Genomic DNA, 19734 nt, shown 5'->3' with positions numbered 1-19734 from the left:
CCGTTTAGATCTCGGCTACGTTGCTAGCGAGTTCGATGGCAATAAAAAAACCCGGCACGTTGGGCCGGGTCTTGTACACGATATGAATTCCATGCGCCTATTTCGCGCCGCCGTTATTTCGGCCCGTCTGGGCATCTTGATCTGAGCCAGGATTCCCGGGTGGCGGATTCCAGTCCTCTGGTCGTTCGTCGGCACCTTGCTTTGGCTCAGAGTCAGCCTGCTCCAGGCCGGAATCATGACCCTGGCCAGAGTCAGGGGTTTGCTCGCCTGGTCCCGGATATGGCGCTTCAGGGCCGTTGTTGTCGTCGATCATCATTTCTCCCGTCAGTGGCGCAGGGGCTGCGCATATTATTGAGAGAAAATGCGCAGCCCCGGAGTGCGATCTGCTCGACGAGCGGGCATAAAAAAGCCTCATACAACGACGAGGCGACAAATCACTTATTCCGTTGCAGCCACCCTATCAACATGAATACCAAGCCAGGTATCAATAGCCCCGGAGCTACGTGAGCCAAGGTTCCGCTGGCGAGAAGACCATTGAGGCCGAAAACGAAGCCGCAAATTGCAAGTGGCAGCCCAACAACAAACATTGGCTGTTTGAACGCCTTATCCATAACTCGACTCCATTCGCAAATCTCACGCACATGAAAAAGGCCAATGCTGTGAACATCGGCCTAAGTCATTGAAAAATATGGTCGGGACGGAGTGATTCGAACACTCGACCCCTAGCACCCCATGCTAGTGCGCTACCGGACTGCGCTACGCCCCGACTGATGTTGCGTTTCGCTCTTCACCTCGAAGAGCGCTCAAGAATATATCGCAAGCATTTGAAAACTGGAAGTATTCAAACGCAGCTTTTTATTTCTTGAGCACCACCAGGACATCTTCCAATTCCGCAATCATCTGCCGAATCATCTGTTTGTACTGCGTGGTGTCGTCCTTGGCTTCATCGCCGGACAAGCGCAGACGTGCGCCGCCGATGGTGAAACCCTGATCGTAAAGGAGCGCGCGGATCTGCCGGATCATCAGCACGTCCTGGCGCTGATAATACCGGCGGTTTCCGCGGCGTTTGACGGGGTTGAGCTGAGGAAACTCCTGCTCCCAATAGCGCAGCACGTGTGGCTTGACCGCACACAGCTCGCTGACTTCACCTATGGTGAAGTAGCGTTTGCCCGGGATGACGGGTAGCTCGTCGTTATGACTTGGTTCCAGCATAAGCCTCAACTCGGGCCTTCAACTTCTGCCCTGGACGAAAGGTGACCACACGGCGAGCCGTGATCGGGATTTCTTCCCCCGTTTTCGGGTTGCGGCCAGGCCGCTGGCGTTTGTCCCGAAGATCGAAATTGCCGAAACCGGACAATTTGACCTGCTCGTTGTCTTCAAGAGCGTGCCTGATTTCCTCGAAAAACAGTTCGACCAATTCCTTGGCTTCCCGCTTGTTCAGGCCCAACTCTTCATACAGACGTTCCGCCATCTCAGCTTTCGTCAAAGCCCCCATACGTCACTTCCTTAACGTGGCGTTCAACCTTTGTTCGAGCGAGGTGAGGATATTTTGCGTCGTCGAATTCACCTCATCGTCATTAAGAGTGCGCGATGGATGCTGCCAGGTCAAGCCGACTGCAAGGCTTTTTCTATCAGGATCAATACCTTTACCCTGATACACGTCAAACAGCCTGAGCTCTGTGAGCCATTCGCCTGCATTTTCACGGATTACGTCCAGTACAGCCGAGGCTGCGACGTCTTTTTGCGCGATCAATGCAAGGTCACGACGCACTTCAGGAAAGCGCGACAACTCGTGGAATTTGGGCATTTTACCGAGTGCCACTTCCGCCAGAACCAGCTCGAAAACGAACACCGGACGATCCAGCCCGAGAGTTTTCGACAATTCTGGGTGGATTGCACCGATGAAGCCCACTTCGCGACCTTCCCGCTCAATGCGCGCAGTCTGACCCGGATGCAGCGCCGGATGTTTGCCCGGAGCGAAAGTGAACGAGTCCAGTGCACCGGCGAAACTCAGCACCGCTTCAACATCGGCCTTCACATCGAAGAAGTCGACGGTGTCGCGACCCTGCGCCCAGCCTTCCGGCAAGCGGCTACCGCAGACAACACCGGACAGCATCGGCTCTTGCTTCAAGCCTTCAAGCTGGCCGACGAAGCGCAGACCACTCTCGAACAGACGGACGCGATCCTGCTGGCGGTTGAGGTTGTGCTGCAGCGCCTTGACCAGACCTGGCCACAGCGACGAACGCATGGCCGCCATGTCGTTGGAAATCGGATTGGCCAGCAACAGTGGCTCGACGCCCGGGTTGAACAGCTCGAACTGCTTCGGATCGATGAAGCTGTAGGTAATCGCTTCCTGATAACCCCGCGCGACCAGCAGACGGCGCAGCTCAGGCAGATCGCTACGCGCTTCAGCCTTGGCTTGCGGCGCCAGGCGCGCTTGCGGGTAGCGAACCGGCAGACGATTGTAACCGTACAGACGAGCCAGTTCTTCGATCAGGTCGACTTCCAGACTGATATCGAAGCGGTGGCTTGGCACTTCGACGCGCCACTGCCCTTCCCCGTCAGCGCTAATGTTCAGGCCCAGGGCACTGAGCAGACGCTCGACCTGTGCCGAATCCATTTCCATGCCGAGCATCTGAGTGATGCGCTGGGCACGCAGAGTGATCGGCGCGATCGACGGCAGATGTTGCTCGCTGACGGTCTCGATGATCGGGCCAGCTTCGCCGCCGGTGATTTCCAACAGCAGGCCAGTGGCGCGCTCCATGGCTTCACGGGCCAGTTGCCAGTCAACGCCACGCTCGTAACGATGCGAAGCGTCGGTGTGCAGACCGTAGGACCGCGCCTTGCCAGCCACGGCGATCTGATCGAAGAACGCGGATTCAAGGAACACATCACGCGTGGTCGCGGAAACGCCGCTGTGCTCGCCACCCATGACACCAGCGATCGCCAATGCACGAGTGTGGTCGGCGATGACCAGCGTATCGCTACGCAGGCTGACTTCCTGACCGTCGAGCAGCACCAGCTTCTCGCCCTCTTCAGCCATGCGCACACGAATGCCGCCATTGATTTCGGCAAGATCGAAAGCGTGCAACGGCTGACCCAATTCGAGCATCACGTAGTTGGTGATGTCGACGGCAGCGTCGATGCTGCGCACGTCAGCACGACGCAAACGCTCAACCATCCACAGCGGGGTTGGCCTGGACAGATCGACGTTACGGATGACCCGACCCAAGTAACGTGGACAGGCTGCTGGCGCCAGCACCTCGACCGAACGCACTTCGTCGTGTACAGCGGGAACCGCAGCCACTACAGGGCGGGTGACCGGCACGGCGTACAGAGCGCCGACTTCACGGGCCAGACCGGCCAGGGACAGGCAGTCGCCACGGTTCGGGGTCAGGTCGACCTCGATGCTGGCGTCTTCCAGATCCAGGTACACACGGAAGTCTTCGCCCACTGGCGCGTCGGCCGGCAGCTCCATCAGACCGTCGTTGCCTTCACCGACCTGCAACTCTGCTTGCGAGCACAGCATGCCGTTGGACTCGACGCCGCGCAGCTTGGCTTTCTTGATCTTGAAGTCGCCCGGCAGTTCTGCGCCGATCATGGCGAATGGAATCTTCAGGCCCGGGCGCACATTTGGCGCTCCGCACACGACCTGAAAGGTTTCCGCGCCCTTGCTGACCTGGCACACACGCAACTTGTCGGCGTCCGGGTGCTGCTCAGTGCTCAGCACTTCGCCCACCACGACGCCACTGAATACACCGGCGGCCGGAGTAACACTATCGACCTCAAGACCGGCCATCGACAGACGGGCAACCAGCTCGTCGCGATCTACCTGCGGGCTAACCCAGCCACGCAGCCATTGTTCACTGAATTTCATCCTGCTCTCCTAAGAATTCGTTACGACTAGCGAAATTGCGCGAGGAACCGCAAGTCGTTGTCGAAGAACAGACGCAAGTCGTTCACGCCGTAACGGAGCATCGCCAGACGCTCGACACCCATGCCAAAGGCAAAGCCGGAGAACTCTTCCGGATCGATGCCGGACATGCGCAGCACGTTCGGGTGAACCATGCCGCAGCCCATCACTTCCAGCCAGCCGGTCTGCTTGCAGACGCGGCAGCCTTTACCGCTGCACATCACGCATTCCATATCGACTTCGGCGGATGGCTCGGTGAACGGGAAGTACGAAGGACGGAACCGTACGGCCAGTTCTTTCTCGAAGAACACCCGCAGGAATTCTTCGATGGTGCCTTTGAGATCGGCAAAATTGATATCGCGATCGACCAGCAGGCCTTCAACCTGGTGGAACATCGGCGAATGGGTGATATCGGAGTCGCTGCGATAGACGCGGCCCGGGCAGACGATGCGGATCGGCGGCTGCTTGGATTCCATGGTGCGGACCTGTACCGGCGAGGTATGGGTGCGCAGCAACATGTTGGCATTGAAATAGAAGGTGTCATGCATCGACCGGGCCGGGTGATGGCCTGGGATGTTGAGCGCTTCGAAGTTGTGATAGTCGTCTTCGACCTCAGGGCCTTCGGCGATGCCGTAGCCGATGCGGGTGAAGAACTGCTCGACGCGTTCCAGAGTCCGGGTGACCGGATGCAGACCGCCAGAGGTCTGGCCACGGCCCGGCAATGTCACATCGATGGATTCGGCGGACAGTTTGGCAGCCAGCTCGGCTTCTTCAAACAGGGCCATGCGCGCATTGAGAACGCCTGTAACACGTTCCTTGGCAACGTTGATCAGCGCACCGACTTGCGGACGCTCTTCGGCCGGCAGATTCCCCAGGGTCTTCATCACCTGAGTCAATTCGCCCTTCTTGCCAAGGTATTGAACCCGGATTTGCTCCAGGGCATTGATATCTTCAGCGCTTTGCACAGCCTCTAGTGCTTGAGAGACCAGCGCATCCAGGTTTTCCATGTACAGACTCCAGATACAAAATAGGGGAAGAGCTTGAAGGCTCTTCCCCTATTTATGACGTTTAACACCTGGCCCCACAGAGGTGAGGCCGGGTGACTGTCGGGGGTACTTAAGCCAAGGTGGCTTTAGCTTTCTCGACAATCGCAGCAAACGCCGCTTTTTCGTTCACTGCCAGATCAGCCAGAACCTTACGGTCGATCTCGATGGACGCTTTTTTCAGGCCAGCGATGAAACGGCTGTAGGACAGACCGTTAACACGAGCACCAGCGTTGATACGAGCGATCCACAGAGCGCGGAACTGACGTTTTTTCTGACGACGGTCACGGTAGGCGTACTGGCCTGCCTTGATTACCGCTTGCTTGGCAACACGGAATACGCGGGAGCGTGCGCCGTAGTAGCCTTTAGCAAGTTTCAGAATTTTTTTGTGACGCTTACGGGCAATGACGCCACGCTTTACACGAGCCATGAGTTACTTCCTCTATTCTTGACTAAATTAACGAAGGCGCAGCATGCGCTCGACTTTTGCCACGTCAGACGGATGCAGCAAGCTGCTACCGCGCAGTTGACGCTTACGCTTGGTCGACATTTTAGTCAGGATGTGGCTCTTGAAAGCGTGCTTGTGCTTGATGCCGTTAGCAGTTTTCAGAAACCGCTTGGCAGCACCACTTTTGGTTTTCATTTTTGGCATGTTCGGATACTCCGCATTCAGTTGATAAACATAATCAGAAGGCCTGCCGTGCCCTGTTGATTACTTCTTCTTTTTCGGGGCGATGACCATGATCAGCTGGCGTCCTTCCATCTTAGGATGCTGTTCGACCGAACCGTACTCGAGCAGGTCTTGTTCAACCCGCTTGAGGAGTTCCATCCCCAGCTCCTGGTGGGCCATCTCACGGCCGCGGAATCGCAAGGATACCTTGGCCCTGTCCCCGTCACTCAGGAAACGTACCAGGTTGCGCAGTTTTACCTGGTAATCCCCTTCCTCCGTCCCTGGACGAAACTTGATTTCTTTAACCTGAATCTGCTTCTGGTTTTTCTTCGCCGCGGCAATCTGCTTCTTCTTCTCGAAGATCGATTTGCCGTAGTCCATCACCCGGCAAACAGGCGGGACTGCATCGGCGGAGATTTCCACCAGATCAAGCTTTGCTTCTTCAGCGATACGAAGCGCTTCATCAATCGAGACGATGCCAATCTGCTCGCCATCAGCGCCAATTAACCGAACCTCGCGTGCCGAGATATTCTCGTTGATCGGGGCTTTCGGTGCAGCTCGTTTATCTTGTCTCATTTCACGCTTAATAATAATTACTCCGAATCTGGGCGACCACGCCGGGAAACCGCTTGCGCGAGAAACTCAGCGAACCGGGCGACGGGCATCGAGCCCAGGTCAGCACCTTCACGAGTACGCACAGCGACAGTCTGCATCTCGACTTCCTTATCTCCGATAACCAAAAGATAGGGAACCTTGAGCAAAGTATGCTCGCGGATTTTAAAGCCGATCTTTTCATTTCTCAAGTCGGACTTGGCACGAAATCCGCTTTCGTTGAGAGTTTTTTCGACCTCTGCAACAAAATCTGCCTGTTTATCAGTGATATTCATGATCACCGCCTGGGTTGGCGCGAGCCACGCAGGGAAAGCACCTTCGTAGTGCTCGATCAGAATCCCGACGAAACGCTCGAACGAGCCGAGGATCGCCCGGTGGAGCATCACAGGATGTTTGCGGCTGTTGTCTTCAGAGACGTATTCAGCGCCCAAACGGACAGGCAGGTTAAAATCGAGCTGCAAGGTACCACACTGCCAGACGCGACCGAGACAATCTTTCAGCGAGAACTCAATCTTCGGCCCGTAAAAGGCACCCTCGCCCGGCTGCAGATCGTACGGCAGACCAGCGGAATCAAGGGCTGCAGCCAATGCCGCTTCAGCGCGATCCCACAATTCATCGGAGCCGACGCGTTTTTCCGGACGAGTGGACAGTTTCATCTCGACTTCGGTAAAGCCGAAATCGCGATAGACGTCCATGGTCAGCTTGATGAACGCAGCGGACTCGGCCTGCATCTGCTCTTCGGTGCAGAAGATGTGCGCGTCGTCCTGAGTGAACGCTCGCACGCGCATGATGCCGTGCAACGCACCCGATGGCTCGTTACGGTGGCAGGCACCGAACTCGGCCAGACGCATCGGCAACTCGCGGTAGCTTTTCAGGCCCTGATTGAACACCTGCACGTGGCACGGGCAGTTCATCGGCTTGATGGCGTAGTCGCGGTTTTCCGACTGAGTGGTGAACATGTTGTCGGCGTAGTTGGCCCAGTGCCCGGATTTCTCCCACAGGCTGCGATCGACGACTTGAGGAGTCTTGATCTCAAGGTAACCGTTGTCGCGCTGGATCTTGCGCATGTACTGCTCAAGCACCTGATACAGAGTCCAGCCGTTCGGGTGCCAGAACACCATGCCCGGGGATTCTTCCTGGGTGTGAAACAGGCCCAGACGCTTGCCGATCTTGCGGTGATCGCGCTTTTCAGCTTCTTCGATGCGCTGGATGTACGCCGCCAACTGCTTCTTGTCAGCCCAGGCGGTGCCGTAAACGCGCTGCAATTGCTCGTTCTTGGCGTCGCCGCGCCAGTAGGCGCCCGACAGCTTGGTCAGCTTGAAGGATTTCAGGAAACGTGTGTTCGGCACGTGCGGACCGCGGCACATGTCGACGTATTCTTCGTGATAGTACAGACCCATGGTCTGCTCGTTCGGCATGTCTTCGACCAGACGCAGCTTGTAGTCCTCGCCACGGGCCTTGAACACTTCGATCACTTCGGCGCGCGGAGTGACTTTCTTGATGACGTCGTAATCCTTCTCGATCAGCTGCTGCATGCGCTGTTCGATGGCCGCCATGTCTTCCGGCGTGAAAGGACGCTCGTAGGCGATGTCGTAATAGAAGCCTTCGTCGATGACCGGACCGATGACCATCTTCGCGGTCGGGTACAGCTGTTTGACCGCGTGGCCGACCAGGTGCGCGCAAGAGTGGCGAATGATCTCCAGCCCCTCTTCATCCTTTGGCGTAATGATTTGCACGGTCGCGTCGCTGCTGATGATGTCGCTGGCGTCGACCAGTTGGCCATTGACCTTGCCGGCGAGCGTGGCCTTGGCCAGACCTGCACCAATGGATGCGGCGACCTCGGCTACGGAAACCGGGTGATCGAATGAACGTTGACTGCCGTCGGGAAGAGTAATAGTTGGCATGGCGCCTCCTCTCCTAGTGGTGACCCCTACCAAAGGTCACGTGGGTTGGGATGAGCCAGTACAAGATCCGATCCAGGCCATTCAATGACGAACGCCTGCCTTACAGCGGCAGGAGCCTTGCGGCCAACCGGAAAACCGAACCAGAGTGACTGGGATTCAAATCGGGAAAATTCGCACGCCGACCGCTTCGGGACTGAAGGTCATCCGAAGCCTGAGAACGCTTGAGCCCGGCATGCTAGCACAGATGAGCGGTCGCCTACGCCCTGATTTGGCAGAAGGCCAAATGTCCGTTTTTATGCCAGAGTGCTGAACTTGATCGGGCCTTGCGCCCTCAGATAACAAGACATTGACCCACAAGGAGCATCCTCGCATGCGTCTGAAAAGCTTATTCGCCGCCGTCGCCCCCGTCGTTCTGCTGCTGCCACTGAGCGCCCATGCCGACTGGCCGAAGGGCGAGCGCGAGAAGTACATGGCCCAGTGCACCCAGGCTGCCACCCCACAAATCGGTGCTGCTGCAGCGAAATCGCACTGCGCTTGCGGTGCTGACGCCATCAAGTCCTATCCGGCCAGCGATATTCAGGCATTGATGGACAACAAGGCGGCTCCGGAACTGCAGCAGAAAGCCCTTGGCCAGATCGCCAAATGCAAAGCAAATACCCCGGCGAAAAAATAACAAAACCGAGCATCCTGATCGCTTGAAAGGCCGAAAAAAGTGTTGGAAATGAGCCTTTTTGGACGATTTATGCAGGTTTTACAGGTTTTTTTATCGTCTTTACGTTTCGCTGCAAGCCTTTCAAACCGGGGCTTTCAGCAGAAACAGGCGGTAAAGAAAACACGACTGATTGGCAAACAGCACGTCCGGGGGGCTACCAAAGCGAACATTTCGACTATGATACCCGGGTGTGCCCAGTTGGCCTGAGCAGCACAGTACTACTGAAAATATATGTTTCTTGGAGATACACCATGTCTAATCGCCAAACCGGCACCGTTAAATGGTTCAACGATGAAAAAGGCTTCGGCTTCATCACTCCTCAAGGTGGCGGTGACGACCTGTTCGTACACTTCAAAGCTATCGAATCCGACGGTTTCAAAAGCCTGAAAGAAGGCCAGACCGTCTCTTTCGTGGCTGAGAAAGGCCAAAAGGGTATGCAAGCTGCACAGGTTCGCCCAGAGTAATTTCTCGGCGCACTAAAAAAACCCCGTCCAGGTGACGGGGTTTTTTATGCCTGAAACAAAAGGACTCAGCCGCAGTTGACGCGGGTAACCACCAGGTTGTTGTCGGTGTTCAGGTTCAGCCGGTCGGAGCGATATTCCAGAGTGATCATGTCGTTCGGCTTGAGGAAGCGCGCGTTTTGCGCTCCAGCCTTGGCACGCGCCTGATCCAGCAGCTCAGGGGATGCTTTCTTGCCGACGGCAAATTGTGCTGCCGATGCTTCGCAGCGGCTATTTCCTGATTCAGCCGCCACGGGCTCCTTTGCCGACTCGCTGGAGGTTGTGCTGCAACCAGCCAATAGAGCAGCGGCCATAAGTGCACCCAGTGTCGCGAACTTCAAAGGCATGAAGCCTCCTTGTTTTCAAATGTTAAGCAGAGATCGTGCGACCGCCAGCTCGGCGTTTGGTTTCACGGCCAGAGCCATGCCCTGCCCCACGAGCGGAAAAATGCCGAGTGTGCCTGAGCTGCCCTGTCCGGCTCATCAAACAATCGTGACTGAATATTAACAACGCTCAATAAACGTCGATGTAATCAAAGGGCGGATTCGGCCAGTTGTCCTTGAGCGCGTTGAAAATCTGCATCACCCAGACTTCATCGCTGGCCGCAACCTTGCCTACATAGCCGGAGCCCTTTGCCCAGGTTTCCAGGCGAAACAGCAGACCGTCGACATCCTGCCCGCCAGTCACTGTGGACAGCCAGGCGATGCCGCCCTTGGACACGCGCAACTGCGTGTGTTCGTCATCGCTGGCCGAGGCGAGCAATTGGCGCACAGCTTCGAGTGTGAGGCCGTCAGGGGTATTCAGATCGATCTGCACAACAGGGTCCTTGGTAAGCCGTAAAAGACCAAGTGTCGCATACCACTCCGCTCATGCCTAAGTCGCAGTGCCAAACGCCGCGCAAAATGGTTAACTCGAAAAACAGACATCCTGACTTTTCGAGCCTTCTCATGACCAGCCTCAGCATCGACGCCGACATCAAAGCCAAATGGGCAGACGGACACAGCTCTTACAGCCCCGGTACGACGGAAGAGCTGGCGCTGATCGGCATCGATCTATTGGTCAAGGAGCTGGGAATCGAGGCGGCGCAACAATTCATCAATCAGGTATTCGAACGATACCCGACCGTACCGGCCGAACACGCGCAATGAAACCCGCAGGCAGCAGCCTGCGGGTCAGCGGAGTTATTTGAGGCGTTTCAGGCGCTCGGTCAGCAAATCAAAGAATCCCTGGGCGTCGCCATTTTCGACCCAGAACGCATTCTTCGGTGCTTTCAGACCGTCGTACCAGTCAACAATGGTCTGGCCGAATGTCGGACCTTCCCGACTATCCACCACGACATTGACGGCCCGACCGGTAAACAGCTCAGGTTTGAGCAGATACGCCACAACAGTCGCGTCATGCACCGGGCCGCCGGGAATGCCGTAGTGCTCCATATCGCCCTTGATATATTCGTTGAGAATGTCGCCGACGATCTTGCTCGCATTGTTATTGAGCGCGGCAATCTGCTTGAGGCGTGCGTCACTGGTCAAGATCTTGTGCGTCACGTCCAGCGGCAGATACGTAAGCTTCACCCCGCTCTTGAGAACCACCTCGGCAGCCTGTGGATCAGCGAACAGGTTGAATTCGGCGACGGGGGTGATGTTGCCACCGTTGAAATGCGCCCCGCCCATGATCACCACTTCCTTGATGCCCTGTACAATCTCCGGCTCCTGGATCAGCGCCAGCGCCAGATTGGTCTGTGGACCGAGCATGGCAATGGTGATGCTGTGTGGCTTGGCTGATTTAAGGGTGTCGATCAAATAGTTGACCGCACTGCCTTGCGCCAGGCCTTTCTTCGGTTCGTGAACCGTGACGCCCGACAGGCCTTCCTTGCCATGAATGTTCTCGGCGTAGATCGGCGTGCGCATCAGCGGTTTCGGCGCGCCAGCGTACACCGGCACGTCTTCGCGCCCCGCCCATTCGCGAGCCAGGCGCGCGTTTCGCGAGGTCTTGTCCAGACGCACATTGCCGGCGACGGTAGTGAGAGCGCGGATATTCAACTCGTCGGGCGATGCCAGCGCGAAGAGCAAGGCGACCACGTCGTCAGCGCCTGGATCAGTATCGATGATCAGGTCGATCTTTTCCGCCGCCTGAGCGCCGGTCGCAGTTAGCACGGACACAAGCAGCAGGCTCCGGATCAGTTGATGAAATTTTTCAGCATAGCGTTGCATAGCGCATTCCTTGTGCAGGTGAAATCGGAAATCAGAATGTAACCCCGGCGACCAGAACGATGTTGCAGTACGGCTGACATTCTCCTGTACGAATGATCGCCCTGGCCTGTCGGCTCAGCACCTTGAACTGTTCGTGAGTGAGCAAATCCCTACGTCCCAGCGCGCCCTCTTCGCCCAACGCATCCAGATTCGCCAGCGCCGTCGGTTGCTTGTCGAAGATTTCCTTGGCCAGCACATGGCTCTCCACCTGCATTTCGCTGAGCACGACCTTCAGTGTGCTGACGAAATCAGGGATGCCATGGGTCAGCGCCAGATCGATCAATTCGACACCCGGCGGCACCGGCAAACCAGCGTCGCCAATCACCACCATGTCACCGTGGCCAAGAGACGCGATCAGTCGCGACAGCGCGACGTTGAGCAAAGGAGTCTTTTTCATGCGGGTTTGAACGCCTGTACTTCGGATATGGTTGGAATCGACGGTTGCGCACCGGCGCGGGTAACCGACAATGCGGCGGCGATCTGCCCGTAGCGAATCGCCTCGGCCTCGGACTTGCCGCTGGCCAGCGCTGCGGCGAAACCGCCGACAAAAGTGTCGCCCGCCGCCGTGGTATCGACCGCCTTCACGGTCGGCGCGGGGAAATGTTCGAAGCCATTGCCATTGGCGAACAACGAACCCTGCGCGCCCAAGGTGACGATGACTTTACCCGCGCCCATGGCAATCAATTGGCTGGCAGCCGTTTCAGCCGTGTGCAACGAGTCGACAGTCAATCCGCTCAATGCGGCCGCTTCGCTCTCGTTGGGAATCAGGTAATCGATCGCGGCAAACCAGTCTGCCGGCAGAGGGCGACTGGCCGGCGCCGGGTTGAGGATTACGGTTTTGCCCAGTTCACGCGCACGCTTGAGCGCATGTCCGACCGTCGCATCGGGAATCTCGAGCTGACAGATCACCACATCAGCGGCCTGCAAAACCGGATCAAAGCGGTCGATCACTGCCGGGGTCATCGCGCCGTTGGCACCGGCGACAATCACGATGGCGTTCTGGCTGTTGTCATCCACCACAATCAGCGCTACGCCACTGGAGTCCTCGACGACGCTGACTGCCTGGCAATCGATGTGCTCGGCAAGCAACGCATCGCGCAACCGCACACCGTAGTCCTCATTACCGACGCAACCGATCATTGCCACCTGCGCGCCCAAGCGCGCAGCGGCAACTGCCTGATTGGCGCCCTTGCCGCCCGACACGGTGGCAAAGGAATGACCGATCAGCGTTTCACCGTCGCGTGGCAGCCGCGGGGCCCGGGTGACCAGGTCCATGTTCAAGCTGCCTATTACCACTACATTTGCTGGCATACATCACTACTCATCAATTCGGTTTCAGCGATATTCGGTGAACACGCCGGACAGCGGCGCGGTCGATTCGCGCAGGACAATGCTCGGGGTAACGATGCGTTGATCGGTACCCGAATCGGGCGCAGCAATTCTGCGCAACAGCACTTCGGCGGCCATCTCGCCCAGTTGCAGGATCGACTGGCCGACCGTGGTCAGCGCCGGATAGACATAACGGCTCATCTGGATGTCATCGAAGCCGATCACCGACAATTCGGCCGGCACCCGCACGTTACGTTCGGCCGCTGCGCGCAGTACGCCGATGCCAATCATGTCGTTACCGGCAAAAATCGCACTCGGCGGATTGCTTTCAAGCAAGCGGGCGGCGGCGTTGTAGCCACCGGTGCTGGTGAAGTCGCTTTCGAGCATGCGCTCTTCGCGCACCTCGATCCCCGCCTCTTGCAGCGCTCGGCAATAACCGGCCTGACGCATTTGCGCCACGCTGGTACTGGCCGGACCGCCGATGGTGGCGATGTCGCGATGCCCCAACTCAAGCAGGTGACGCGTCGCCAGATAAGCGCCGTATTCGTGATCGATGCGCACCAGATCGGCATTCACCCCTTCCAGGCCTCGGTCGACGATGACCATCGGCGTTTTCACACCCGCCAGCCCTTGCGCCAGACCACTGTCACCGCCGGCGGAGGCGACGATCAAACCGTCGATGCGTTTTTCCAGCAACACGCGCAAATAACTGCGCTGTTTTTCCGGGTTGTCATCGGAGTTGCAGAGGATCACGCAGTAGCCATTTCGCTCGCAGTAATCCTCGATTCCCCGCGCCAGTTCGGCGAAGTACGGGTTGAGACTGTTCGGCACCAGCAAGCCGATGGTCGCGGTGGTTTTGGCTTTCAACGAGCGCGCCACGGCACTGGGAACGTAGTCGAGGCTCTTGATTGCCGCCTCCACCTTGCGCCGCACTTCCTGACTCACCGGGCGGGTGTTGTTTACCACGTGCGACACGGTCGTGTAGGAAATGCCCGCAAGCGCCGCTACATCCTTGATCGTTGCCATGGTTCAGCCCCGGCGACTGGCGCGTTGACTGCGATAGGTGTCGAGCACCACGGCGATGACGATCACCGCACCGGTAATAATGCGCTTGGTCGGCTCCGTCGCACCAATCTGTGCGAGTCCGGCAGCGAGCACGGAAATGATCAACACGCCAAAGAAAGTGCTGATCACCGAACCGCGCCCACCCATCAGGCTGGTGCCGCCGATAACCACCGCTGCGATCACTTGCAGTTCCAGGCCCGAACCTGCGTTCGGGTCAGCCGCTTCCAGACGCGAAATCTGAAACAGCGCAGCAATGCCCGCCAGCAAACCCATCAGGCTGAACACCAGAATCTTGTAGGGCTTGGGATTGATCCCGGCCAGACGCACCGCCTCTTCGTTGGTGCCAATGCCGATCAGGTAACGACCGAAAACGGTGCGGGTCAAAACCGCCTGCGCGATGAAAATCACCAGCAAAGCGATGATGAACGAGGGGGAAATACCGAACGCGATCGGATTCGACAGCCAGGCAAACGCATCACCAATGTAAGCGGTACGCGAGCCGGTCATCTGATAGGCCACACCGCGGGCCATCTCCAGCACGCCGAGGGAGACGATGAACGACGGAATCCGCCAGGCCACGGTGATCGAACCGGTGATGGTCCCAGCCAGAGCCGCTACCGCCATGCCGAGCAGAGCTGCCGGTAAAACGCTCCAGCCCCAACCGAGAATCGCAACGCTGACCGTAGATGCAGCCAGCGCCAGCACGGAGCCAACCGACAGGTCGATGCCGCCGATGATCAGCACGAAGGTCATGCCGACTGCCAGCACCATCAGGTCGGGAATCTGGTTGGCCAGGGTGCTGAAAGTGTTGTACGAGAGGAAATGGCTGCTCAGGACCGAGAACAGCGCAATCATCGCCAGCAAAGCACCGGCCAGGCCCAGATAAGTACCCAGGCCGAAAAAGTTGCCACTAGGTTTACTGGCAGAGGATGCAGTTTTCATGGGAGATCCCTAGGCGCTGCTTCATTGAGCAACGCATCACGTTTTTGGTAGCCGGCGAATGCGGCGGCAAGCAAATCATCCTGGGTCCAGCTGTCGCGCTCGAAGGTGTCGATCAGACGCCCCGCCGAAAGCACGCCGATCCGGTCGCAGATCAGCATCAACTCGCGCAAGTCACTGGACACCACCACCAACGCCTTGCCCTGACGGGTCAAATCGCCGAGCAAACCGTAAATGTCGAACTTGGCGCCGACATCGATTCCGCGAGTGGGCTCGTCGAACAGCAGTACTGAACAGTCACGTTCCAGCCAGCGACCGATCACGACCTTCTGCTGATTGCCGCCGGACAGCTCCGAGACCAATTGCGTCGGGCTCGAACTGCGGATGCGCATGGCCTCGATCTGACGCTGTGCCAGGGAGATTTCGTCGCCGTCGTTGATGAACCCGCCACTGGAAATTTCCGGCATGTTGCCCAAGGCAATGTTGGCGCTGATCGATTGACTGAGCAGCAGCCCTTCGCCCTTGCGATCCTCGGTGATCAGGGCAATGCCATTGCGCACGGCATCCACTGGCGAGCGAACACTCACAACTTTGGCCGGGGAGCCGAGAGCGATGGTTCCGCTATCAGCCGTGTCGGCACCGAAGATCAGCCGCAGCAATTCCGTGCGCCCTGCCCCGATCAATCCGGAAATGCCGAAAATCTCTCCGGCTCGCACCTCGAAGGACACGTCGCGGACTTTGTCAGAACGCGTCAGACCTTTCACCGTCAACGCCGGAGCGCCGATCTTGCGCGGCCCCATGTCGATGTGTTCGCCCAGTTCGCGACCGACCATCAAGGTGACCAGTTGCTCGCTGTTGTAGTTGGCCATTGGCTCGACGCAGACTAGATTGCCGTCACGCAGCACGGCAATACGCTGTGCCACCCGCGCCAGTTCTTCGAGGCGGTGCGAAATATAAATGATGGAAACGCCACGGGCCTGCAATCGCGTGATCTGTTCGAAGAGCATTTCGACTTCGCGCGCCGTGAGCATCGCGGTCGGCTCATCGAGGATCAGCACGTGGCAGTCGCCGATCAGGTTGCGCGCGATTTCGACCATCTGTTGATGACCGATTCCAAGCTCGCCAACCAGCGTGTCCGGATCGATCGCATCGAGGCCGACCTGCGCCATGGCTTCGATCGCCGCCTTGCGCAACTGCTTGCGGCTGATCCAGCCAGCGCTGCTTGGCAAATTATCCAGAAACAGATTCTCCGCGACCGACAGCGTCGGCAACAGATTGAGTTCTTGCATGACCATGCGCACGCCAAGCTCTTCAGCCTGGGTACGACTGCCCGGACGGTAGTCCTTGCCTTGGAATTGCATCTGGCCCGTGGTGGGTGTGACCAGACCACCAATGATTTTCGACAGGGTACTTTTGCCGGCACCATTTTCACCGGTCAGCGCCAGTACTTCACCGCGCATCAGCGTCAGATCGATGCCGGTGAGCACCGGTTGCGCATAGGTCTTGCCGATACCGCTGACCGAGAGGACAGCGTTCGGAGCGGAAACTGACATAGGAATCTCCACGCGCTCGCCCGGACGGACGAGCGCCGTTGTATCGCCAGATGACTTACTTGGTGACCAGCTCGACCGGTGTTTCGATCACGCCGTTGGCACCGCTGTCGACTTTCTCGCCCTTGATGATTTTCAGCGCGGTTTCAATACCGAACACGGCTTGCTTCGCAGCAAACTGGTCAGCCGTAGCCAGCACGCGGCCGTCCTTGAGCATTGGCTTGATCGCGTTGATGTTGTCGTAACCGACGACCTGAACCTGGCCCGCCTTGCCGGCGGCACGGACGGCGGAAACGGCACCGACCGCCATGCTGTCGTTACCGGCCAGCAGCGCTTTGACGTCCGGGTATTCGCTAAGGATCGAAGCGGCGACCTTGTTGCCCTTGTCGATTTCCCAGTCACCGGATTGCAGCGAGACCACTTTGATCTGCGCGGCTTCCATCGCGTCCTTGAAACCGGCGGTGCGTGCCTGCGCGTTGGTGGTGGTGGACACGCCTTCGATGATGCCGACCTCGTCGCCCGCCTTCAGTTGTTTGGCCAGGTATTCGCCGACCAGACGCGCACCCTTGCGGTTGTCCGGCCCTACGAACGGCACGTTGATGTTTTTGCTTTTGACTACGGCAGGATCGAGCTGATTGTCGATGTTGATCACGGTGATACCGGCGTCTACAGCCTTCTTGATCACCGGCACCATGGCTTTGGAGTCGGAAGGCGCGATCACCAGTGCGTTCACCTTGGCCAGGATCATTTGTTCGACGATGCGGGTCTGGCCGGCGGTGTCGGTTTCGTCCTTGATACCGTTGGAGATCAGATCGAAATCGGCGGAGTGTTCTTTCTGGTAGGCCTTGGCGCCGTCTTCCATGGTCAGGAAGAATTCGTTGGCCAGAGATTTCATGACCAGCGCGACCTTGGGTTTTTCCGTGGTTTCGGCGAACGCCGAGGAGACAGGTAGTGCAGCGGCTGTAGTAGCCAGCATAGCGACAGCAAGAAGACGTGCGGCGAAGGGCAGCTTCATGGGTTCACTCCGATCTTATGATTATTGTGAGCAACGTTTGCGCTGACGTAAGCTACATCACGGCTGTATGGACATCTGCCCTGTTAAAGCCGCGCAAACGTTTGCGTAGACGGAACTATGAGAATCCCGCCGACTTTTGTCAACAATCAGAAATCGTCATTTGTTGTAGGGCGAATCGCTGACTCGCCCCTACGGCATGTTACGCGGTGGTGTTGACCAAGCCACCACTGGCGCCCTTGGACATTTCCTTGACCAGTGCGCCCGCGACTTCGGTCATTGCGGCGCTGGTCTGCGCGATCTGCCCCTGAATGGACATGATCGCCTGGGCCTTGGCCTCCGGCGTTGGATAGCTCGCGGCCTGCGCTGCCGCCAGTTGCTGCTGCTGTTCCTGAAGCTGTTTCTGCAGTTCCTGCATGCGCTTGAGCAACGTCTTGACGGTGACGCTCTGATTGCCGCCACTCTCGACCTTGCTGTCTTCCTGAACAGGACCGCCACCGGTTCTGACCTGATTAGTTTCGGTCTTCTCGGTACCCAGCGCCTGCGCCGATGCCTCATTGGTCGCGTCGTTCAGGGTGTTGATCGTCGCTGCAGTTTTACCGCCGATGGTGACTGCAGCGGGATTGGCAAAACCGACCGTCAGTGACATGTGAACTCCTAAGATTTGGTTTCCTTGAGGACGCATCGGCCCGAGAGCGCATTTCTTTAGCAGGGATTTGTCACGCGCCCTGCATTTCAAAGATTGCCTATCGGTGCGCCGAACAATAATCCGCCCGTCGTTCGGGATCCCGGATGGGTTAGTCAGCAGGAATATTCTGACTGTCGACAAATATTGATTTAAATCATCGGGTTAAACATTTTCCGCAGGCACATTACGCATGGTATGAATCCTGCTCCCCTCCCTGCACCTCGAGCATTCAGATCGGCTTGGGGCGCATCTAGATGAACCTGCATCAGCACCGTCTCACGACTAGAGAGAAAAATAATGAAATCTGCTTTCAATACCCTGATTCCGGGCGCATTGGCCCTCCTCCTGCTCCTGCCAACCGCCGTTCAGGCAAAAGAAGTCGAAACCCAGACCCAACTGGCCAACGTAGTCGTTCTCGCCACGGGCGGCACAATCGCCGGCGCAGGCGCGAGCGCCGCAAACAGTGCCACTTATCAGGCAGCCAAAGTCGGTATCGAACAACTGATCGCCGGCATTCCCGAGTTGAGCAAACTGGCTAACGTGCGTGGCGAACAAGTCATGCAGATCGCTTCGGAAAGCATCACCAACGACAACCTGCTGCAATTGGGTCGTCGCGTTTCCGAACTGGCTGACAGCAAGGATGTCGACGGCATCGTTATCACCCACGGTACCGATACCCTGGAAGAGACCGCTTACTTCCTGAATCTGGTCGAGAAGACCGACAAGCCGATCATCGTCGTTGGCTCCATGCGTCCGGGCACTGCCATGTCGGCAGACGGCATGCTCAACCTGTACAACGCCGTGGCCGTGGCGAGCAGCAAGGAAGCGCGCGGCAAAGGCGTGCTGGTGACCATGAACGACGAGATCCAGTCGGGTCGCGACGTCAGCAAAATGATCAACATCAAGACCGAAGCATTCAAAAGTGCCTGGGGCCCGCTGGGCATGGTCGTTGAGGGAAAATCCTACTGGTTCCGCCTGCCGGCCAAGCGTCACACCATGGATTCGGAATTCGACATCAAGAACATCAAGAGCCTGCCTGACGTCGAAATCGCCTATTCCTACGGCAACGTCAGCGATACCGCCTACAAGGCACTCGCCCAATCAGGTGCCAAAGCGATCATCCACGCCGGCACTGGCAACGGTTCGGTCTCCTCTCGCGTGGTCCCGTCCCTGCAAGCCTTGCGCAAGGATGGCGTGCAGATCATTCGTTCTTCCCACGTCAACGCTGGCGGTTTTGTCCTGCGTAACGCTGAGCAACCAGACGACAAGTATGACTGGGTTGTCGCCCACGACCTGAACCCGCAAAAAGCCCGCATCCTGGCGATGGTCGCACTGACCAAGACCAACGACAGCAAAGAGCTGCAACGGATGTTCTGGGAATATTGATTGACCTTCGCCTGATCAGCTCTCGATCAGGCAATTGCGCACCACCTGCCGGATTTGGCGGGTGGCGCCTCCCCTACACACCTCAAGTATTCTTCCCACAAAAAACTCGACGAGCCTTACACCAAAATCGGAAACCTGCTGTCAGAGGATTTTCTTGAATTT

23 protein-coding genes and 1 tRNA gene are annotated in these 19734 nt (G+C 57.6%); 4 read left to right on the top strand and 20 right to left on the bottom strand.

All coding sequences use genetic code 11. From position 1 onward, the window contains the following. Nucleotides 1-434: 434 nt before the first annotated feature. The 10 genes from J2Y90_RS15660 to thrS all read right to left on the bottom strand — a co-directional run bounded on the left by J2Y90_RS15660 (nucleotide 435) and on the right by thrS (nucleotide 8142). The gene (locus J2Y90_RS15660; protein ID WP_253500739.1) at nucleotides 435-611 is read right to left on the bottom strand and encodes a hypothetical protein; all 177 of its coding nucleotides are present in this window, start codon (nucleotides 609-611) and stop codon (nucleotides 435-437) included. 78 nt (nucleotides 612-689) lie between these two features. Further along, nucleotides 690-766: transfer RNA gene (locus tag J2Y90_RS15655), tRNA-Pro, on the bottom strand. Nucleotides 767-855: 89 nt separating this feature from the next. After that, nucleotides 856-1212: a MerR family transcriptional regulator gene (locus tag J2Y90_RS15650; protein WP_003179985.1), complete on the bottom strand. Its 357-nt coding sequence runs from the start codon at nucleotides 1210-1212 to the stop codon at nucleotides 856-858. After that, entirely contained in the window at nucleotides 1193-1495 is a 303-nt protein-coding gene (ihfA, locus tag J2Y90_RS15645; RefSeq protein ID WP_002553164.1) for an integration host factor subunit alpha, read from the bottom strand. The genes J2Y90_RS15650 and ihfA overlap by 20 nt, the downstream gene beginning before the upstream one ends. 3 nt (nucleotides 1496-1498) lie before the next feature. Next, nucleotides 1499-3877 carry a phenylalanine--tRNA ligase subunit beta gene (pheT, locus tag J2Y90_RS15640; protein ID WP_253500738.1) on the bottom strand — a complete coding sequence of 793 codons (2379 nt, stop codon included), beginning with the start codon at nucleotides 3875-3877 and terminating at the stop codon, nucleotides 1499-1501. 26 nt (nucleotides 3878-3903) lie between these two features. Then, nucleotides 3904-4920 carry a phenylalanine--tRNA ligase subunit alpha gene (pheS, locus tag J2Y90_RS15635; RefSeq protein WP_003226365.1) on the bottom strand — a complete coding sequence of 339 codons (1017 nt, stop codon included), beginning with the start codon at nucleotides 4918-4920 and terminating at the stop codon, nucleotides 3904-3906. Nucleotides 4921-5029: 109 nt separating this feature from the next. After that, nucleotides 5030-5386: a 50S ribosomal protein L20 gene (gene rplT, locus J2Y90_RS15630; protein ID WP_002553161.1), complete on the bottom strand. Its 357-nt coding sequence runs from the start codon at nucleotides 5384-5386 to the stop codon at nucleotides 5030-5032. 27 nt (nucleotides 5387-5413) lie between these two features. Further along, entirely contained in the window at nucleotides 5414-5608 is a 195-nt protein-coding gene (gene rpmI / locus J2Y90_RS15625; protein ID WP_002553160.1) for a 50S ribosomal protein L35, read from the bottom strand. Nucleotides 5609-5668: 60 nt separating this feature from the next. Further along, nucleotides 5669-6220 (bottom strand): translation initiation factor IF-3, encoded by a 552-nt coding sequence (gene infC, locus J2Y90_RS15620; protein ID WP_169432615.1) that lies wholly within the window; start codon nucleotides 6218-6220, stop codon nucleotides 5669-5671. After that, nucleotides 6220-8142 (bottom strand): threonine--tRNA ligase, encoded by a 1923-nt coding sequence (thrS, locus tag J2Y90_RS15615; RefSeq protein WP_253500737.1) that lies wholly within the window; start codon nucleotides 8140-8142, stop codon nucleotides 6220-6222. Before thrS ends, infC begins: the two co-directional genes overlap by 1 nt. A gap of 370 nt (nucleotides 8143-8512) precedes the next feature. Here thrS and J2Y90_RS15610 point away from each other — a divergent pair, with 370 nt between their 5' ends. Both J2Y90_RS15610 and J2Y90_RS15605 read left to right on the top strand, forming a co-directional pair. Further along, nucleotides 8513-8815, top strand: coding sequence for a hypothetical protein (locus J2Y90_RS15610; RefSeq protein WP_042609454.1), 303 nt, complete (start codon nucleotides 8513-8515; stop codon nucleotides 8813-8815). A gap of 290 nt (nucleotides 8816-9105) precedes the next feature. Further along, complete coding sequence (locus J2Y90_RS15605; RefSeq protein ID WP_003179963.1) at nucleotides 9106-9318, top strand: cold-shock protein; 213 nt, start codon at nucleotides 9106-9108, stop codon at nucleotides 9316-9318. A 65-nt stretch (nucleotides 9319-9383) separates the two neighbouring features. Here the strand turns inward: J2Y90_RS15605 and J2Y90_RS15600 are convergent, their stop codons facing one another. Both J2Y90_RS15600 and J2Y90_RS15595 read right to left on the bottom strand, forming a co-directional pair. Continuing rightward, nucleotides 9384-9701 (bottom strand): I78 family peptidase inhibitor, encoded by a 318-nt coding sequence (locus J2Y90_RS15600; RefSeq protein WP_065615026.1) that lies wholly within the window; start codon nucleotides 9699-9701, stop codon nucleotides 9384-9386. A gap of 166 nt (nucleotides 9702-9867) precedes the next feature. Continuing rightward, complete coding sequence (locus tag J2Y90_RS15595) at nucleotides 9868-10170, bottom strand: hypothetical protein (RefSeq protein WP_253500736.1); 303 nt, start codon at nucleotides 10168-10170, stop codon at nucleotides 9868-9870. Nucleotides 10171-10301: 131 nt separating this feature from the next. Between J2Y90_RS15595 and J2Y90_RS15590 the strand changes: the two genes are divergently transcribed. After that, on the top strand, nucleotides 10302-10502 hold the full coding sequence (locus J2Y90_RS15590; RefSeq protein WP_253500735.1) for a hypothetical protein: 201 nt from the start codon (nucleotides 10302-10304) through the stop codon (nucleotides 10500-10502). A gap of 33 nt (nucleotides 10503-10535) precedes the next feature. Here the strand turns inward: J2Y90_RS15590 and J2Y90_RS15585 are convergent, their stop codons facing one another. The 8 genes from J2Y90_RS15585 to J2Y90_RS15550 all read right to left on the bottom strand — a co-directional run bounded on the left by J2Y90_RS15585 (nucleotide 10536) and on the right by J2Y90_RS15550 (nucleotide 18147). Beyond that, a complete protein-coding gene (locus J2Y90_RS15585; RefSeq protein WP_253500734.1) occupies nucleotides 10536-11564 on the bottom strand; it encodes a nucleoside hydrolase in 1029 nt (342 codons plus the stop codon). Nucleotides 11565-11595: 31 nt separating this feature from the next. Beyond that, nucleotides 11596-12000: a D-ribose pyranase gene (gene rbsD / locus J2Y90_RS15580; protein ID WP_253500733.1), complete on the bottom strand. Its 405-nt coding sequence runs from the start codon at nucleotides 11998-12000 to the stop codon at nucleotides 11596-11598. Then, entirely contained in the window at nucleotides 11997-12914 is a 918-nt protein-coding gene (gene rbsK / locus J2Y90_RS15575) for a ribokinase (protein WP_253500732.1), read from the bottom strand. Before rbsK ends, rbsD begins: the two co-directional genes overlap by 4 nt. A gap of 24 nt (nucleotides 12915-12938) precedes the next feature. Then, the gene (locus tag J2Y90_RS15570) at nucleotides 12939-13958 is read right to left on the bottom strand and encodes a LacI family DNA-binding transcriptional regulator (RefSeq protein ID WP_253500731.1); all 1020 of its coding nucleotides are present in this window, start codon (nucleotides 13956-13958) and stop codon (nucleotides 12939-12941) included. A 3-nt stretch (nucleotides 13959-13961) separates the two neighbouring features. Beyond that, complete coding sequence (locus J2Y90_RS15565) at nucleotides 13962-14939, bottom strand: ABC transporter permease (protein WP_253500730.1); 978 nt, start codon at nucleotides 14937-14939, stop codon at nucleotides 13962-13964. Then, complete coding sequence (locus tag J2Y90_RS15560; RefSeq protein WP_253500729.1) at nucleotides 14936-16489, bottom strand: sugar ABC transporter ATP-binding protein; 1554 nt, start codon at nucleotides 16487-16489, stop codon at nucleotides 14936-14938. The genes J2Y90_RS15565 and J2Y90_RS15560 overlap by 4 nt, the downstream gene beginning before the upstream one ends. Nucleotides 16490-16544: 55 nt before the next feature. Then, complete coding sequence (locus J2Y90_RS15555; protein WP_253500728.1) at nucleotides 16545-17501, bottom strand: sugar ABC transporter substrate-binding protein; 957 nt, start codon at nucleotides 17499-17501, stop codon at nucleotides 16545-16547. Between the two features lie 199 nt (nucleotides 17502-17700). Further along, complete coding sequence (locus J2Y90_RS15550; RefSeq protein WP_253500727.1) at nucleotides 17701-18147, bottom strand: hypothetical protein; 447 nt, start codon at nucleotides 18145-18147, stop codon at nucleotides 17701-17703. 336 nt (nucleotides 18148-18483) lie between these two features. On the opposite strand from J2Y90_RS15550, the gene J2Y90_RS15545 reads away from it, so the two are divergent. Further along, nucleotides 18484-19572 (top strand): asparaginase, encoded by a 1089-nt coding sequence (locus J2Y90_RS15545; protein ID WP_253500726.1) that lies wholly within the window; start codon nucleotides 18484-18486, stop codon nucleotides 19570-19572. Nucleotides 19573-19734: the final 162 nt, after the last annotated feature.

The organism is Pseudomonas koreensis, assembly GCF_024169245.1.
GTDB lineage: Bacteria > Pseudomonadota > Gammaproteobacteria > Pseudomonadales > Pseudomonadaceae > Aquipseudomonas > Aquipseudomonas koreensis_F.
Note: the sequence above shows the minus strand (reverse complement) of the source record. Positions and strands in the feature narration are given on the sequence as shown.